A 15,792-nucleotide genomic window follows, 5' to 3' on the forward strand; every position below is an offset into this window, starting at 1 on the left:
TCCGCGGGTCAGGCGACCTCGAGCCGCAGCCCCTCGTCGCCGTCGGTGCGCACGACCCGCACGGCACCGCCGTCGGTGACCTGGCCGCCGATGAGCAGCCGGGCCAGCGGGTCGCCGATGGCGCTCTGGATGAGCCGCCGCAGCGGGCGCGCGCCGTACGCCGGGTCGTAGCCCGTGTCGGCCAGCCACTGCTTGGCCTCGGGCGTGACCTCGACGCCGATGCGCCGGGCCGCCAGGCGCTCCTCCAGCAGGCGCAGCTGGATGTCGACGATGCTCGTGAGCGCCTCCTTGCTCAGCGCCTCGAACAGCACGATCTCGTCGAGCCGGTTGAGGAACTCGGGCTTGAAGCTGGCCCGCACGACGCCCATCACCTGCTCGCGCTTGCTCCCCGGGTCCAGCAGCGGGTCGACGAGGTAGCTCGACCCCAGGTTGGAGGTGAGGACGAGCAGGGTGTTGCGGAAGTCGACCGTGCGGCCCTGGCCGTCGGTGAGGCGACCGTCGTCGAGCACCTGCAGCAGGATGTCGAAGACCTCCGGGTGCGCCTTCTCCACCTCGTCGAGCAGCACGACGGAGTACGGCCGGCGCCGCACCGCCTCGGTGAGCTGGCCGCCCTCGTCGTACCCGACGTAGCCGGGGGGCGCGCCGACGAGGCGGGACACGGCGTGCTTCTCCGAGTACTCGCTCATGTCGATGCGGACGATCGCGCGCTCGTCGTCGAACAGGAAGTCCGCGAGCGCCTTCGCCAGCTCGGTCTTGCCCGTGCCCGTGGGGCCGAGGAAGAGGAACGAGCCCGTCGGCCGGTTCGGGTCCGAGATGCCGGCCCGCGAGCGGCGTACGGCGTCGCTCACCGCGGTCACGGCCTCGTGCTGGCCGATGAGGCGCTCGCCGATGACCTCCTCCATCCGCAGCAGCTTCGCGCTCTCGCCCTCGAGGAGGCGGCCGGTCGGGATGCCGGTCCACGCCTCGACGACGTCGGCGATCTGCTCGGCGCCGACCTCGTCGCCCACGAGCGGCTCGGCGTCGTCGTCGCCGGCCTTCTCCATGGCCTCCTGGCCGGCGATCTGCTTCTCCAGCTCGGGGATGCGGCCGTAGAGGATCTCGCTGGCCCCGGCCAGGTTGCCCTCGCGGGTCAGCTTGTCGGCCTCGATGCGCAGCTGGTCGAGCTGGCGGCGCAGCTCGCCCTCGCCCTCGAGGCTCTGCTTCTCCCGCTCCCAGCGCGCCTCGAGGCCGCGCAGCTCCTCCTCGCGGTCGGCGAGGTCGGCGCGCAGCCGGGCGAGCCGGTCGACCGAGGCGGCGTCGCTCTCCTTCTCGAGCGCGAACTGCTCCATCTTGAGGCGCTCCACCTGCCGGCGGAGCTGGTCGATCTCCTCCGGGGACGACTCGTGCTCCATGCGCAGGCGGCTGGCGGCCTCGTCGATGAGGTCGATGGCCTTGTCGGGCAGCTGGCGGCCGGTGATGTAGCGGTCGCTCAGGGTCGCGGCGGCGACGAGCGCCGCGTCGGTGATGCGCACGCGGTGGTGCGCCTCGTACTTCTCCTGGATGCCGCGCAGGATCTGGATCGTGTCCTCCACGCTCGGCTCGCCGACGAAGACCTGCTGGAAGCGCCGCTCCAGCGCCGGGTCCTTCTCGACGTGCTCGCGGAACTCGTCGAGCGTGGTGGCGCCGACCATGTGCAGCTCGCCGCGCGCCAGCATCGGCTTGAGCATGTTGCCCGCGTCCATCGCGCCCTCGCCGCCGGCGCCCGCGCCGACGACCGTGTGGAGCTCGTCGATGAACGTGATGACCTGGCCGCCCGCGTCCTTGATCTCCTCGAGGACGGCCTTGAGCCGCTCCTCGAACTCGCCGCGGTACTTCGCGCCGGCCACCATCGCCGCCAGGTCGAGGCTGAGCAGGCGGCGGCCCTTGAGGGAGTCGGGCACGTCCCCGGCCACGATGCGCTGGGCGAGGCCCTCGACGACGGCGGTCTTGCCGACGCCGGGCTCGCCGATGAGGACGGGGTTGTTCTTCGTGCGGCGGCTCAGCACCTGCACGACGCGGCGGATCTCGGCGTCGCGGCCGATCACCGGGTCGAGCCGGCCCTCCTCCGCGGCCCGGGTGAGGTCGACGGAGTACTTGTCCAGCGCCTCGTACGTCGACTCGGCCTCCTGGCTCGTGACGCGCCGGGAGCCGCGGACGGCGACGAGCTGCTCCGAGAGGCCCTGGGTCGTCAGGCCGGCGTCGGCGAGGACGCGTTGTGCCGAGCTCTCCACCGAGGAGAGGGCGACGAGGAGGTGCTCGGAGGCGACGTAGTCGTCCTTCATCGCCCCCGCGAGGTCGATCGCCTTCGCGAGGACGCGCGTGAGCGCCGGCGACGCGCCGGGCTGCTGCACCGTCGCCCCCGTGGCGCTCGGCAGGGCGCTGACGGCGCGCTCGGCGGCGCCCAGCAGGGTCGTGGGCTCGACCCCGGAACCGGTGAGGACGGTGCCGACGATGCCCTCGCCGGACTCGCGGAGCAGCGCGACGAGCAGGTGGGCCGGCTCCGTCGACGTGTTGCCCGCCGACGTCGCGGCGAGCTGGGCGGCGGCGATCGCGTCGCGCGCGCGGGTGGTGAACTTGTCGGCCCCGAACTGACTCATCTGCGTGCCTCCCCTGTGTGGCGTGGTGCGGTGGTCGGTGACCAGTGTGGCCGCCTGACCTCGTCAACGGCAGCGAAGTTGAGTCTGTTCCCCTCAACTTGAGGTTTTTCGGTGGCTCCCGACGGCGGCCCGGTACCCGGGGCGAACCTTGCGCCAGCGTTGCGCCGGTCTTTCGTTCCGGTCCGTGGCGTGGTCCACGCCCGGCCCGGACAATCGGGCGGGCCACTCGCCGGGCGGCCCGCCCGCCCTCGTCGAAGGACCACCGCATGCGCACCCTCGAACCGCCGGTCCCGCCCGTCGACGCGGCGCCGTCCGTGCGCCCGGCGCGGGTCGTCGTCGTCGACGACACCCCGGACCTGCGCAACCTGCTGCGCCTCATGCTGACCCGCGGCGGCTTCGAGATCGTGGGGGAGGCCGCCGACGGCCTCGCCGCCCTCGACGTGGTCGGGCGCACCCAGCCCGACGTCGTGCTGCTCGACATCGCGATGCCCCGCATGGACGGCATCGAGGCGCTGCCCCAGCTGCGCCGCGCCAGTCCCGCCGCCCGGATCGTGGCGATGTCCGCCTTCGGGGCCGCCCAGATGGCCAACCGGGCGGTCGCGGCGGGAGCCGACGGGTACGTCGAGAAGGGCACCTCGCTCCACTCGATCCTGACCTACGTCCGCGCGCTCGCCGGTGACCCCGGGCGACCGGCCCGGCCCCTGGCCGTCACCTCCGCGGCCACGGGCCCGGCGACCTCGACCCCGCTGCGCCCGGCCGCCGCGCCGACGGTGCGCCCCGCACCCGTCACGAGCGCCGACCTGGCGACGCTGGCGTTCGAGCACGCGCCGTACGGGGTCCTCGTCGTCACCGACGAACCCGCACCCCGGGTGATCGCCAGCAACGCCGCGGCCCGCGGCGTGGTCGACGTACCCCTCTCCCCGGGCGGGCTGCTGGGCCTCACGGCACCCCAGCTGGCGCAGGCCGTCGCCGACCACCGCCACCACGACCACGTGGAGCTGCAGGTCGCGGTCGGCGCCGGGTCGGTGCACGCGACGGTCCGGCGCACCGGGACGGGCGTGCTCGTCTACCTCGACGCCACCGGCGAGGAGCTCGGCATGCTGCGGCGCGCCATCGCGACCGCCGCCCACGAGCTGCGCGGGCCGATCTCCGCGATCGACGGGGCCGTCGACGTGCTGGGGTGGGGCGAGGACGCGCTGCCCGACGCGGAGCGGACCCGTCTCCTGGGCACCGTCGTGCGCCAGGTGCAGCAGCTCGACCGCGTGACCTCCGACCTCTACACGGCGACGCAGGTCCACCTCGGCACCCTCCACGTCGACCTGCGGCCCACGCTCGTCGGGGCGCTCGTGGAGGAGCTGCTGGCGCACGCCGACGACGTCACGCTCGACGTCTCCTCGCAGCGGGTGGCGATGGTGGACCCGCTGCGCGTGGAGCAGATGCTCGGCAACCTGCTGAGCAACGCCGGCAAGCACGGCGCACCCCCCTGCACCGTCGTTGTCCGCGACGGCCGCCCGGGCACCGTGCGCATCGAGGTCGCCGACCGCGGCCCGGGCGTCCCGGCCGACCTCGAGCCCCACCTGTTCCGCGAGTTCACCCGCGGCACCGGGGCCGTGGCGCGCGGCACGGGGCTGGGCCTGTGGATCGTGCGCACGCTCGCGGAGGCCCAGGGCGGGTCCGTGGCCTACCGGCGCCACCCCGAGGGCGGGTCGATCTTCACGGTGCAGCTGCCGACCGCCTAGGCCCGGGGCGAGGCGCGGGGGCCGTCCCCCCGCCCGAGCAGGATCGGGACGACCCCCCACAGCAGCAGCAGGGTGACGAGCACCGAGCCGGAGAGCGCCAGCGCCGGGCGCAGCCCGAGCACCACGTCGCCCACGAAGAGCACCACCCCCGAGCAGACGAGGGCCAGGAGCAGCAGGCCGGCGCGGGCCAGCAGGTTCGCGGACTCCACGAGCCACGCGCGACGCCGCCGGCGGAACAGCACCCGGTGGTAGGCCACCGGCGCGACGATGAGCCCCGTCGTGAGCACCGACCCGACCAGCAACGTCAGGTAGAGCGCGCGCTGGCCCTCGGTGAGGTCGCCGAAGCGCTCGGTGAAGGGGATCGTCACGAGGAACCCGGTCAGCAGCTGCACCCCGGTCTGCACGACCCGCAGCTCCTGCATCAGCTCCGACCAGTTGCGGTCGAGCCGCGCCTCGGTGAGGCCGACCCCGAGGTGGTCGGCCTGCTCGCGCGGGTCGGGAGCGGCGTGCCCGCCGCGGGGGTCGTGGGGGTCGTGCTCCGCCATCGTGCGCCTCCTGGCCCCCCGTCCCTGGCCCGTCGCTGACCCTCGAGCGTACGTCGCGCGGGCGGCGCACGCGTCGTACGAGGTCGCCCGAGGTCGCCCGCGGTCGTCCGCGGTTCGTCTGCCGGTCGTCCTGCGTCGGGGTGCGCGCGACCAGCGGCTGCCTACGCTGGCGAGGCCGCACGGCGGCGACTGCGGACTGTGCCCACGGGTACTGGAGCGCCGTCACTGACAGAGGAGGACTGCATGCACCTGCCCCGGCCCCGAGGCCCCATCAGCGAGGCAGTGGTCGAGGTCGTGCGCGGCGGTCGTGCGGAGATCCCCGCGGTGACCGACGTGCGGAGCGAGGACGCGCAGATCGCGCTGTGGACGGCGTACGAGCTCGCGTACCGCGGGTTCGACGACGCCGCTCCCGACGCCGAGCGCGACCTCGAGCTGCTGCGCTGGCGCCACCACGCCGAGGACCTCCTCGAGGCCGAGCTGCGGGACGTGACGCGCTCCGCCGTGGACGAGGCCCGCGCGGCCGCCGGCACGGTCGAGGGCCGCCTGCGCGCCCTGGTCGAGGCCGGGCCGTCGACGCCGCTGGCGCGCCACCTGCAGCGCCGCGCGACCCGCGAGCAGGTGCTCGCCTACCTCGTCGAGCGCAGCATCTACCACCTCAAGGAGTCCGACCCCCAGGCCTTCGTGCTGGGCCGCGTGGACGGGCCGGCGAAGGTGGCGCTGGGCGAGCTGCTCTACGACGAGTACGGCGGGGGGCGCCCCGAGCGCCTGCACTCCCACCTGTACGCCGAGGCGCTCGAGGCCTGCGGGCTGGACGCGACGTACGGCGCCTACATCGACCAGGTCGAGGCGCCCACCCTGCTCTCCAACAACGTGATGTCGCTGTTCGCGATGCAGCGCCGGCTGCGGGGGGCCTCCCTGGGCCACCTGGCCGCGTTCGAGGCGACGAGCACCGACCCGTGCCGCCGCATCGCCGCCGGCATCGAGCGCGTCGGCCTGCCCGACGCCGCCGCGGCGTACTTCCACGAGCACGTCGAGGCCGACGCCGTCCACGAGCAGGTCGTCATGGGCGACATCTGCGGCGCGGCCGTCGTCGCCGAGCCGGAGATCGAGGACGACCTGCTGCTCGGCGCCGCCACCTGCCTCATCATCGACGCGGAGGCCAGCCAGTCGCTGTACGACGCGATCACCGCCTCCACGCCCGAGCTCGCCGGGGCGGGCCGATGAGCGCGACGTCCGGAACCGGCCGCGAGACCGGCCGCGACCCGGTGCGCGTGCGCGTCTGCCCCGACGGCCCCCTGCTGCTGCGCGGCGCCGACGAGGTCATGGACGCCGACGGCCGCGCCCACCCCGTCACCCGCCCCGTCGTCGCCGTCTGCGTCTGCGGCGGCACGGCCCGCTCGCCCTGGTGCGACGGCACCCACGCGCTGCTGAAGCGCGACCGCGCCGCCAAGGGATCCTGAGCCGACGGGCCCTCGGCCCGTGCTGACCCCGGGCGGGGTTTCGAGGGGTGCTGGCGCACCCACCTCAACCACCGGACGGCGGCCGCCTCGACCGGAGCGGCGCCCCGCCCCCGGCTACTCCGCGGCGGTGAAGTGCACGAGCATCCCGCGGTCGAACTCCCGCGCGCCGACGACGCTCAGCGCGCCGGAGGTGACGTCGGGGTGGGCCTCGAGCGCGGCGAGCTGGTCGACCGGGCCCACCTGCAGCACGAGGTGGCCGCCGGGGAGCAGCACGCGGGCGGCGTGGGCGACGCAGGCCACGGCGAGGTCGGTGCCGTCGGGGCCGCCGTCGATGGCGAGCAGCGGGTCCTCGGGGAACTGTCCGACCTCCTCGCGGGGCACCCACGGCGGGTCGGCGAGCACGAGGGGGTACGTCGGCGCGAGGGGCTCCACGGCCCGGAAGTCACCCTGCACGACCTCGGAGGCGACGCCGGCGTGGGCGGCGTTGAGGCGGGCGTAGTCGCAGGCGACCGGGTCGAGGTCCATCTGCACGAGCTCGCGGCCGGAGGTCTTGGCCGCCACGATCCCCATGTGGCCGGCGCCGCAGCACAGCTCGAGGATCGGGCCGGGAGAGGCGGTGGCCGCGAGCTCCGCCACCCACTCCGACTGGGCGACCGTCCACGGTCGGGGCTCCAGGACGCGCCGGTCCCACCGGATGAGCTCGGTCGAGAAGACGGTGGTGAGCTGCTCCACGCCCTCGGCGGGCGGCGGCCCCTGGGCAGGCTCGACGGACACGGCGTCGCTGGTCATGGGCGCCCGGTACCCGCGCCGGGGGAGGTCAGGCACCCCGCGGACCCCCGCCCGGTACCCCGTCGGTCGCCGCCGCACGCACCAGCTCGCGCAGCTGCCGCCGGGTGCGCGCCGCCTCCGGGATCGCGCGGGTCATCCACACGTGGAACATGGCCCGCACCTCCCGCACCCGCAGCGTGGCGCCGGCGGCGAGCGCGCGTCGTACCAGCCCGTCCACCGCGGGCCGCAGGATGTCGTGGTCGCCGATGTAGAGCTCGAGCGGCGGCAGCCCGTCGAGCGGCCCGGTGACCGGGCTGACCAGCGGGTCCGACGGGTCGCGGGGCCCGGCCCACCACCGGCCGGCCGCGCGCAGGCCGCTCTCCTCCAGCATCGGGTCGGTGGCCTCGAGGTCGCCGACCTCGTCCTCGTCGAGGGTGGCGTCGAGCCACGGGCACAGCATCACCAGGCGCGCCGGCCGGCGGGGCTGCCCGCGCAGGCGCTGCCCGATCACCAGCGTCAGCGCTCCACCGGCCGAGTCCCCCATCAGCACCGTCGGGGTGCCGTCGGCGCACGCGTCGCGCACCAGCCCGATCAGGCGCGGCAGCACCTCGTCGGCGTCCGCGCCGGGCGCGAGCGGGTACGCCGGCACGACGACCTCCGCGGGCGCCTCGGCCAGGGCGCGCACGAGGCGCCAGTAGTCGGCCGTCAACGGGTGCACGTAGCCGCCGCCGTGCAGGTAGACCACCCGGGCGACCGGCGTCGCGGCGCGGGGCCGCACCACCCAGGTGCGCATCCCGTGCCGCTGCTCCTCTCGCACGTCGAGACGTCGCCGCGTCAGCCGCGTGGGCGGGGCGTCGCTCTTCCTCTGCAGCTCCAGGGCGTTCTCCCGCGTGTGCTCCGCGCCCGTGAACGCGTCCTTGTCCCGGGCCAGCCACATCCCGGCCACGTAGAGCCGGGTCCAGGGCGTGGGCGGGCGGTCGTCGACGTCGTGGGTGACGCCCGGCGGCGGCAGGTCGGGTCGGGAGGCACTCACGCCTCCCAGGCTGCCACCCGGTTCCAGCCCCCGGGCGGCCCGCCCCACCGTCACTCCGGCCGGGGCGCCAGCTTCTCCGACGACGGCGCCGTGGGCGGGGCCTGGTGCACCGGGAACGCCGCGGACGCGACCTCCGCCTCCGTCGCGAAGCACATCCGCGCGAAGTCCACCCCGAACGGCGTGAGGTGGATGCTGCGCCGCAGGATGCGCGCGAACTTCACCGAGTGCGTCGCGCTCAGCACGTCGGGCTGGGCCTCCACCACCTGGTAGCGCAGCAGGTCGTCGAGCGACTCCGACGACTGCCACACCAGGCCGAGGCGCGAGAGGTTGTTGAGGTACTGCGGCACGAGCTCGACGTACCGCAGCCCCGCCCGCGCCCCGATCATGTTGAGGCCCCGGGCCACGAGCTGGGAGTTGACCATCCCGACCGGCCCGCCCGTGCGCACGTCGACCGACGGCTGCGGGCCGTCCTTGAGCAGCAGCACGAGGATGCGGGCCTCGTCGGGGGCGATGTCGGCGAGGATCCGCTCGTACGCCGGGTGGCTGCCCTCGGTGTGCCACACGTCGCGCGACTGCTCGAGCAGCTTCGCCCCCTTCGCGCGCAGCCGCTGCTCCTCGCTGAGGCGGCGCGAGCCGTGGTGCGTCTCGGGGACGGGTGCGCCGCGCGGCGCCTCCGCCGGCAGCCGGGCGTGGGCCTGGGCCACGGCCTGGGGCAGCGGCGTGCCCGCCGAGACGGCCCGCGCGATGCCGGAGACCATCGTCGCCGCGTCGTTCAGGTCGCGGGTCAGCTCGGCCGCGGCGTCGGGGTCGACCATGGCGCGCACGATCTTGCGGCCGGTCCGCGCGTACGCCGTGACCCCCCACTCCGCGGTGTGGTACGCCGTCGTGGCCGCGATGCGGGCCAGCCCGGGCAGCGCGTCGACCGCGGGGGCGAGCGACGCCGGCACCCGGTCGGCGACGACCGCGGGCAGGAACGACGGCACCCGTGCCGGCAACCGCGGCCGGCGCGAGCGCGGCGGCGCCGGGAGCGCCGGCGTCCCGTCCTCGCGCACGACCTGCTGCTGGCGCGGCGTGCCCCAACCACCCGACGTACCCCTGCTCACCGGCCTCCCACCCCGAACATCCAGAGGTGGAGGAACCCACCCGCTGCGCCCATGATGGCGCCGTGGGCGTAGAGCATCCACTCGTCCTCCTTGATCGCGGCGCGCATCATCTCCACGAAGTCGCGCGGCGGGAGCTCCTTGCAGCGCTGGGCGATGAGGCTCTGGATCTTGTCGGACTGCCGCGCGCTGAAGACGGGGTCCTGGAACGGGCGCATCGTGCGGCCCACCGCCTCCTGGGCCACCGACTCCTTGATGGTGTCGAAGCGGCTCGTGCCGACCGCCACCCGCACCGCGCCGCGCGCCGGCCCGATCGCGCCGTCGATGGCGGGCTCGAGGGCCGTGGCGAGCATCTGGCGGGTGCGGTCGCCCCGCGGTCCGTCGAGCAGGAAGTCGCCGATGCGCTCGAGCGTGATGACGTCGGTCGCGATGTGCCGGGCGTAGATCTCGGCGGCCTCGGCCTGGCGGCGCGGGAACAGGCCCTGGAACGTGAACGGGCCGACCTTCGTGCGCTCGGCCGGGTCGAAGATCAGCCACATGCCGAGCAGGTTGGTCATCCACCCGACGACGACGCCCATGAGCGGCAGCGCCCACCACTGCCCGAAGGCGTGGTCGACGACGGCCACCGGGATGCCCAGCAGGAACCCGAAGACGAACCCGAAGACCACCATGAGCCGCAGCTCCTTGGCGCCGAAGTCGCGGAAGATCCGCACGACGAGGTCGGGGTTCTTCTCGAAGTGGTCGATGACCATGATCTTGGGGTCGAGCAGCTGATCGATGTGGATGCCGATCTCGGTCGTCACCCGCCGCACGACCTGCGGCAGCTGGTGCTGCACCCGCTCGACGACGGCGACGCGCACCGGCCGCGGGAGGTCGTGCCACAGCCGCGGGTGCTCGCGCAGCATCACCTGCTCGACGAGCTCGGGGATCTCGGGGGAGAACATCTCGACGATGTGCTCGGCGATCCGGTCCGGCTCGAGCTCCTGGTAGAACTCCGCGGGCGTGCCGAGCTTCGCTATCGCCTTGTCCACCGCGATGCTGCCCATCTTCGCGGCGCGGGCGGGCACGATGCCCTGCCAGCCCAGCCCGCCCCGCAGGAACCCGGGGATCTCCTGCACCTTGCGCGGCGAGGCCGACGCCAGCTCCTTCAGCCCGGGGACGCGGAAGCCGTGGAAGTGGATCGGGGAGAACAGCATCCACAGGCCCGACCAGTTGATGAGCCAGCCCACGACCGCGGTGAAGACCGGGATGGACCAGAAGTGCACCCAGTCCATGTGGGCGAGGTAGTCACGCAGCCACTCACCTGCAGCGTCCACGTGCCGTCATCACCCCTCGGACGTCCTGCCCGGTGCGGGGCGCCGCCCCCGGGTCGTGCTCCGCTCGTGCCGTTGCGGAAGGTTAACCGCAAGTAGCCTCAGCGGACCACGATCGGGCGACCTGGATCACCCCGGGCCCTCAGATGCCCCGGTTGCGCCGCCACACGACGAGGGACTGGCCGGGGTCCGCCTGGCGCAGCACGGGCAGGTTCGCGGCCCGGGCGGGGGCGGGCGTCGTACGGCGCACCGCGACCGCCTGCCGCAAGGCCTCCCGGGTCGCCTCGAGCTCGGCCACGAGCTCCTCGTTGCGCTGGCGCAGCGCCACGAGGTGGTTCTCCAGGTCGAGGATCCGCCGCACCCCCTCGATGCCGGTGCCGGCGGCCGTCAGGTCGGCGATGTCGCGCAGGCGGTCGATGTCGCGGGCCGAGTAGCGCCGGCCCCCGCCGCCCGTGCGGCCGGGGGTGATGAGCCCCATCCGCTCGTACGCGCGGAGCGTCTGCGGGTGCAGGCCGGTGAGCTCCGCCGCGACGGAGATGACGAAGACCGCGGCGTCGGGGTCAGGCCCCACGGGGCCACCGCGGGCCACCATCACGCGTCCTCGAACAGCCCGGCCCGCAGCGGGCGCCCGGCCATCGCCGCGCGGTAGTTCTCCACGGCCTCGCGCGCCCCGGCGTCGAGGGTGGCGGGCACCTGCACCTGCACGGTGGCGAGCAGGTCGCCGTTGGTGCCGTCGGCGCGGCGCGCGCCCTTGCCGCGCACCCGGAAGGTGCGCCCGCTGGGCGTGCCCGGCGGGATGCGCAGCGTGACGGGACCGCCGCCCAGCGTCGGCACCTTGATCTCCGCGCCGAGCGCGAGCTCGTCGAAGCCGACCGGCACGTCGAGGGTGAGGTTGTCGTCGCGGCGCCCGAAGAGGCGGTGCGGGGAGACCTTCACGGTGACGAACAGGTCGCCCGCCGGTCCGCCGTTCTCGCCCGGGGCGCCCTTGCCGCGCAGCCGGATCCGCTGGCCGTCCTTCACGCCCGCGGGGATGCGGGCCTGGATCGTGCGGGCCGAGGTGCCGCGCCCGGTGCCGTGGCAGGTGGGGCACGACTCGTCGTACACGAGCTGGCGGCCGTGGCAGACGGGGCAGGTCTCGTTCATCGAGAACGCACCGCCGACCGAGCCGACCACGTAGCCCGCGCCCTCGCACTCCACGCACACGTGGGGCTTCGTGCCGGGCTTGCCGCCGGTGCCGTTGCAGGTCGGGCACGCGGCCTCGCTGCTCAGGCGCAGCGAGATCGTGACGCCCTCGAGGGCGTCGGTGAAGCTGATGGTCGCGTTGCTCTCGACGTCGGCGCCCTTCGTGGCGCGGCTGCGCGTCTGCTGGCGCCGGCCCCCACCGAAGATGTCGCCGAACATGTCGCCGATGCCGCCGGCCCCCGCGCCGCCGCCGGCGCGGTCGCGCAGCAGGTCGGAGAGGTCGAAGCCGCCGAACCCGCCGGCGCCCCCTCCTCCGAAACCGCCGCCGAAGCCGCTCGGCATGGAGCGCACCTCGTCGTACTGCTTCCGCTTCGCCGGGTCGCCGATCACGTCGTAGGCCTCGGCGACCTCCTTGAAGCGGTCGTGCTTCGCCGTGTCACCCGGGTTGGAGTCGGGGTGGTTGGCGCGGGCCAGCTTCCGGTAGGCCTTCTTGATGTCGTCGGCCGAGGCGTCCTTCCCGACACCCAGCACCTTGTAGAAGTCCTTCGTCGCCCAGTCGGCGTTGCTCATCCGCGCACCTCCTCGTCACTCACGTCCACGTCCACACGATCCACACGCCGCACGACCTCCGCGACCCGCCGGGCCGGTACGACGTCGCACCGGCCCGGCGGCTGCCGCTCGGGTCACTCGGGGTCGACGACCAGCACCTGCGCCGCGCGGACCACGCGGTCACCGAGCCGGTAGCCGGCCTTCGCCACGACCTTCACCGTCTGCACGCTGACCTCCGGGTCGGTGCCCAGGATCGACAGCGCCTCGTGCAGGTTCGGGTCGAACGGGTCGCCGGGCTCACCGAACTTCGTGAGGCCCTGCGCCCCGACCACGCGCTCCAGCTGGTCGGCGACGGCCATCAGGCCGCCCTCCAGCGGCGCGTGCTCCCGGGCCCGGTCGATGGTGTCGAGCACCTCGACGACCGGGGCGAGCACCTTGTACGACGCGTTCTGCGCGAGCAGCTCGCGGTCGCGCTCGACGCGGCGCTTGTAGTTGACGAACTCCGCCTGGAGGCGCTGGAGGTCCGCCGTGCGCTCCGCCAGCTCCATCCGCGTCACCGCCAGCTCGTCGGCGGAGGCCTGGTCGGCGCCGGCGTCACCGGCGCCGTCCGAGCCGCCCGCGGCCGGGGCGCCCTCGGCGGTCCCAGCCGCCTCGGGGGCCTCGCCGGCCGAGCCGGCCTCGCCACCGGCGAGGTTCGACTCGGTCGGCTCGGCGACCACCGGCTCGTCGACGTCGCCCGTGGGCTCGTCGGCGGGCGGGCGCTCCCCGTGCGGCTGCTCAGCCGTCACTTCTGCTCACCCTCGGAGCCCTCGTCGACGATCTCGGCGTCGACGACGTCCTCGTCGGCCTCACCGGTCGAGCCGGTGGTGCCGCCGGCGGCGGCCTGGTCGGCCTCGGCCTGGGCGTAGAGCGCGGCGCCCATCTTCTGGCTGGAGCCGTTGAGCTTGGTGACGCCGGCCTCGATCTCCTCGGCGCTGGCGTCCTCGCGGCCCAGCACCTCCTTGAGCGCGTCGACGTCGCCCTGCACCTCGGTCTTGACGTCCTCGGGCAGCTTGTCCGCGTTGTCCGTCAGGAACTTCTCGGTCGTGTAGACGAGCTGGTCGGCGGTGTTGCGGGCCTCGACCGCGGCACGACGCTTGGCGTCCTCCTCGGCGTACTGCTCCGCCTCCTTGACCATGCGGTCGATCTCGTCCTTGCCGAGCGCCGAGCCGCCGGAGATGGTCATCGACTGCTCGCGGCCCGAGGCCTGGTCCTTCGCCGAGACGTGCACGATGCCGTTGGCGTCGATGTCGAAGGTGACCTCGATCTTCGGCACGCCGCGCGGCGCCGGCGGCAGGCCCGTCAGCTCGAAGTTGCCGAGCGGCTGGTTCTGCGACCACATCTGGCGCTCGCCCTGCGCGACCTTGATCTCGACCGACGGCTGGTTGTCGTCGGCGGTCGTGAAGATCTCGCTGCGCTTCGTCGGGATCGTCGTGTTGCGCTCGATGAGGGTGGTCATGATGCCGCCCTTCGTCTCGATGCCGAGGCTCAGCGGCGTGACGTCGAGGAGCAGCACGTCCTTGACCTCGCCCTTGAGCACGCCGGCCTGGAGCGCGGCGCCGAGCGCGACGACCTCGTCGGGGTTGACGCCCTTGTTGGGCTCCTTGCCGCCGAGCAGCTCCTTCACCAGGTCGGAGACGGCCGGCATGCGGGTGGAGCCACCGACGAGCACGACGTGGTCGATCGCGGAGACCGCGACGCCGCCGTCCTTCAGCACCTGCTGGAAGGGAGCCCTGGTGCGCTCGAGCAGGTCGGAGGTGATGCGCTGGAACTCGCCGCGCGTCAGCTTCTCCTCGAAGTGCAGCGGGCCCGACTCGCCGTGGGTGATGTAGGGCAGGTGGATCGTGGTCTCGCTGGAGGAGGAGAGCTCGATCTTCGCCTTCTCCGCCGCCTCCTGCAGGCGCTGCGCGGCGATCTTGTCGGCCGCGAGGTCCACGCCGTTGGCGTTCTTGAACTTGGTGACCATCCACTCGACGACGCGCTTGTCCCAGTCGTCACCACCGAGCTCGTTGTCACCGCTGGTGGCCTTGACCTCCACGACGCCCTCGCCGATCTCCAGCAGCGAGACGTCGAACGTGCCGCCACCGAGGTCGAAGACGAGGATCGTCTGGTCGTCGCCCTTGTCGAGGCCGTAGGCGAGCGCCGCCGCGGTGGGCTCGTTGACGATGCGCGAGACGTTGAGGCCGGCGATCTCGCCCGCCTCCTTGGTCGCCTGGCGCTGCGCGTCGGAAAAGTACGCCGGCACCGTGATGACGGCGTCGGTCACGGGCTCGCCGAGGTAGGCCTCGGCGTCGCGCTTCAGCTTCTGCAGCACGAACGCGCTGATCTGCTGGGGGGTGAAGGACTTGTCGTCGAGCTGGGTCTTCCAGTCCGTGCCCATGTGCCGCTTCACCGAGCGGATGGTGCGGTCGACGTTCGTGACCGCCTGGCGCTTGGCGACCTCGCCGACGAGGACCTCGCCGGACTTCGCGAACGCGACGACGGACGGCGTGGTGCGCGCGCCCTCGGCGTTGGCGATGACGGTCGGCTCGCCGCCCTCCAGGACGGCGACGACCGAGTTGGTGGTGCCGAGGTCGATTCCGACTGCGCGAGCCATGTGTTCCTCCTGTGCTGGGGGTGCCGGGCTGGGTACCGGGCTGTCTGCGGGACCGGCGTCGAGCCGGGTGCGGACCATCTGCGTCCGACCGCGACCGACGCTCCGGGCGTGACTCCCATGGTGCGTCGCCGGGCCGAGTCTCACAAATTTCCTGAGCCGACTCAACTCAACTTTCGTCGTACGGGTCAACGTAGGTCGGGTCGCTGGTGTTCCCACCGGACCCCCGTGATCCGGCGCACTAGGCTGCGCCTCGTGGACGACCTCGACGCGCTGCTCGAGCGCCTGGTGACGAGCATCGCCGCGACCCTCGGGCCGCTGCTCGCGCCGTACGCCGGGGAGCAGGTCTACGCGGTCGCGCTCCTGACCGACTCCGACGTCACGACCGTCGGGCTCACCGCGCACAGCGAGGAGGCCCTGGCCCGGCTGGTCGCCGCGCTCCCCGGCGAGGACCGTGACGACCCCGGGATGCGCACCCACCTGCGCTGGTGGCCCGACGAGTGGGGCGACGGCGACCTCGGCGTCGTCCCCGAGGGCGGGGCGGAGCCGCTGGCCCGCGTGAGCGACGCACTGGCCCGGGCCGCCGACGCCGCGCCCGACCACGCGCGGTGGCGCAGCACCGGCCGGACGCTGCTGGACGCCGCACTGGGCGACGCCCGGGTGCGGGCCCGCCACGCGGAGGTGGCGCCGGGCAGCGCCCCCGTGCTCCTCGTGACGGACACCGACGGCGCCGCGGGGCCGACCGTCGCGAGCCTGGACGCGCTCGACCGGGACCACCCGGAGCCGGCGCTGGTCGCGGCCGCGCGGGCCTACTTCAGCGCCTGACGGCGCCTGACGGCGCCTGACTGCGCCGGTC

At 74.1% G+C, this 15,792-nt stretch carries 14 protein-coding genes; 4 read left to right on the forward strand and 10 right to left on the reverse strand.

Annotation, left to right across the window (positions count from 1 at the left end):
• Nucleotides 1-8 precede the first annotated feature (8 nt).
• Complete coding sequence (gene clpB, locus ACOACO_RS01230) at nucleotides 9-2,615, reverse strand: ATP-dependent chaperone ClpB (protein ID WP_420294433.1); 2,607 nt, start codon at nucleotides 2,613-2,615, stop codon at nucleotides 9-11.
• A 266-nt stretch (nucleotides 2,616-2,881) separates the two neighbouring features.
• Between clpB and ACOACO_RS01235 the strand changes: the two genes are divergently transcribed.
• A complete protein-coding gene (locus tag ACOACO_RS01235; RefSeq protein ID WP_420294434.1) occupies nucleotides 2,882-4,354 on the forward strand; it encodes a response regulator in 1,473 nt (490 codons plus the stop codon).
• Here the strand turns inward: ACOACO_RS01235 and ACOACO_RS01240 are convergent.
• Complete coding sequence (locus tag ACOACO_RS01240; RefSeq protein WP_420294435.1) at nucleotides 4,351-4,899, reverse strand: DUF6328 family protein; 549 nt, start codon at nucleotides 4,897-4,899, stop codon at nucleotides 4,351-4,353. The genes ACOACO_RS01235 and ACOACO_RS01240 overlap by 4 nt on opposite strands.
• Before the next feature lie 243 nt (nucleotides 4,900-5,142).
• On the opposite strand from ACOACO_RS01240, the gene ACOACO_RS01245 reads away from it, so the two are divergent.
• On the forward strand, nucleotides 5,143-6,123 hold the full coding sequence (locus tag ACOACO_RS01245) for an iron-containing redox enzyme family protein (protein WP_420294436.1): 981 nt from the start codon (nucleotides 5,143-5,145) through the stop codon (nucleotides 6,121-6,123).
• Entirely contained in the window at nucleotides 6,120-6,359 is a 240-nt protein-coding gene (locus ACOACO_RS01250) for a CDGSH iron-sulfur domain-containing protein (protein ID WP_420294437.1), read from the forward strand. Before ACOACO_RS01245 ends, ACOACO_RS01250 begins: the two co-directional genes overlap by 4 nt.
• A 114-nt stretch (nucleotides 6,360-6,473) precedes the next feature.
• Here the strand turns inward: ACOACO_RS01250 and ACOACO_RS01255 are convergent, their stop codons facing one another.
• From ACOACO_RS01255 to dnaK, 8 genes are all read right to left on the reverse strand, one after another.
• Entirely contained in the window at nucleotides 6,474-7,148 is a 675-nt protein-coding gene (locus ACOACO_RS01255) for a methyltransferase domain-containing protein (RefSeq protein ID WP_420294438.1), read from the reverse strand.
• A gap of 28 nt (nucleotides 7,149-7,176) precedes the next feature.
• On the reverse strand, nucleotides 7,177-8,160 hold the full coding sequence (locus ACOACO_RS01260; RefSeq protein WP_420294439.1) for an alpha/beta hydrolase fold domain-containing protein: 984 nt from the start codon (nucleotides 8,158-8,160) through the stop codon (nucleotides 7,177-7,179).
• 50 nt (nucleotides 8,161-8,210) lie between these two features.
• Complete coding sequence (locus tag ACOACO_RS01265) at nucleotides 8,211-9,263, reverse strand: Abi-alpha family protein (protein ID WP_420294440.1); 1,053 nt, start codon at nucleotides 9,261-9,263, stop codon at nucleotides 8,211-8,213.
• The gene (locus ACOACO_RS01270; RefSeq protein WP_420294441.1) at nucleotides 9,260-10,576 is read right to left on the reverse strand and encodes a hypothetical protein; all 1,317 of its coding nucleotides are present in this window, start codon (nucleotides 10,574-10,576) and stop codon (nucleotides 9,260-9,262) included. Before ACOACO_RS01270 ends, ACOACO_RS01265 begins: the two co-directional genes overlap by 4 nt.
• Nucleotides 10,577-10,715: 139 nt before the next feature.
• Nucleotides 10,716-11,144 (reverse strand): heat shock protein transcriptional repressor HspR, encoded by a 429-nt coding sequence (locus ACOACO_RS01275; RefSeq protein ID WP_420294442.1) that lies wholly within the window; start codon nucleotides 11,142-11,144, stop codon nucleotides 10,716-10,718.
• 20 nt (nucleotides 11,145-11,164) lie between these two features.
• On the reverse strand, nucleotides 11,165-12,325 hold the full coding sequence (dnaJ, locus tag ACOACO_RS01280) for a molecular chaperone DnaJ (protein ID WP_420294443.1): 1,161 nt from the start codon (nucleotides 12,323-12,325) through the stop codon (nucleotides 11,165-11,167).
• Nucleotides 12,326-12,438: 113 nt separating this feature from the next.
• A complete protein-coding gene (gene grpE / locus ACOACO_RS01285; RefSeq protein WP_420294444.1) occupies nucleotides 12,439-13,092 on the reverse strand; it encodes a nucleotide exchange factor GrpE in 654 nt (217 codons plus the stop codon).
• A complete protein-coding gene (gene dnaK, locus ACOACO_RS01290) occupies nucleotides 13,089-14,939 on the reverse strand; it encodes a molecular chaperone DnaK (RefSeq protein WP_420294445.1) in 1,851 nt (616 codons plus the stop codon). Before dnaK ends, grpE begins: the two co-directional genes overlap by 4 nt.
• Before the next feature lie 252 nt (nucleotides 14,940-15,191).
• On the opposite strand from dnaK, the gene ACOACO_RS01295 reads away from it, so the two are divergent.
• On the forward strand, nucleotides 15,192-15,761 hold the full coding sequence (locus ACOACO_RS01295) for a DUF4303 domain-containing protein (RefSeq protein ID WP_420294446.1): 570 nt from the start codon (nucleotides 15,192-15,194) through the stop codon (nucleotides 15,759-15,761).
• The last annotated feature ends 31 nt before the right edge of the window (nucleotides 15,762-15,792 follow it).

Source organism: Nocardioides sp. CPCC 205120 (assembly GCF_048654585.1).
In the GTDB taxonomy this organism is placed as follows: domain Bacteria; phylum Actinomycetota; class Actinomycetes; order Propionibacteriales; family Nocardioidaceae; genus Nocardioides.

Coding starts and splice junctions, on each gene's coding strand:
- clpB (WP_420294433.1), bottom strand. CDS start 2,615: ATGAGTCAGTTCGGGGCCGACAAGTTCACCACCCGCGCGCGCGACGCG.
- ACOACO_RS01235 (WP_420294434.1), top strand. CDS start 2,882: ATGCGCACCCTCGAACCGCCGGTCCCGCCCGTCGACGCGGCGCCGTCC.
- ACOACO_RS01240 (WP_420294435.1), bottom strand. CDS start 4,899: ATGGCGGAGCACGACCCCCACGACCCCCGCGGCGGGCACGCCGCTCCC.
- ACOACO_RS01245 (WP_420294436.1), top strand. CDS start 5,143: ATGCACCTGCCCCGGCCCCGAGGCCCCATCAGCGAGGCAGTGGTCGAG.
- ACOACO_RS01250 (WP_420294437.1), top strand. CDS start 6,120: ATGAGCGCGACGTCCGGAACCGGCCGCGAGACCGGCCGCGACCCGGTG.
- ACOACO_RS01255 (WP_420294438.1), bottom strand. CDS start 7,148: ATGACCAGCGACGCCGTGTCCGTCGAGCCTGCCCAGGGGCCGCCGCCC.
- dnaJ (WP_420294443.1), bottom strand. CDS start 12,325: ATGAGCAACGCCGACTGGGCGACGAAGGACTTCTACAAGGTGCTGGGT.
- dnaK (WP_420294445.1), bottom strand. CDS start 14,939: ATGGCTCGCGCAGTCGGAATCGACCTCGGCACCACCAACTCGGTCGTC.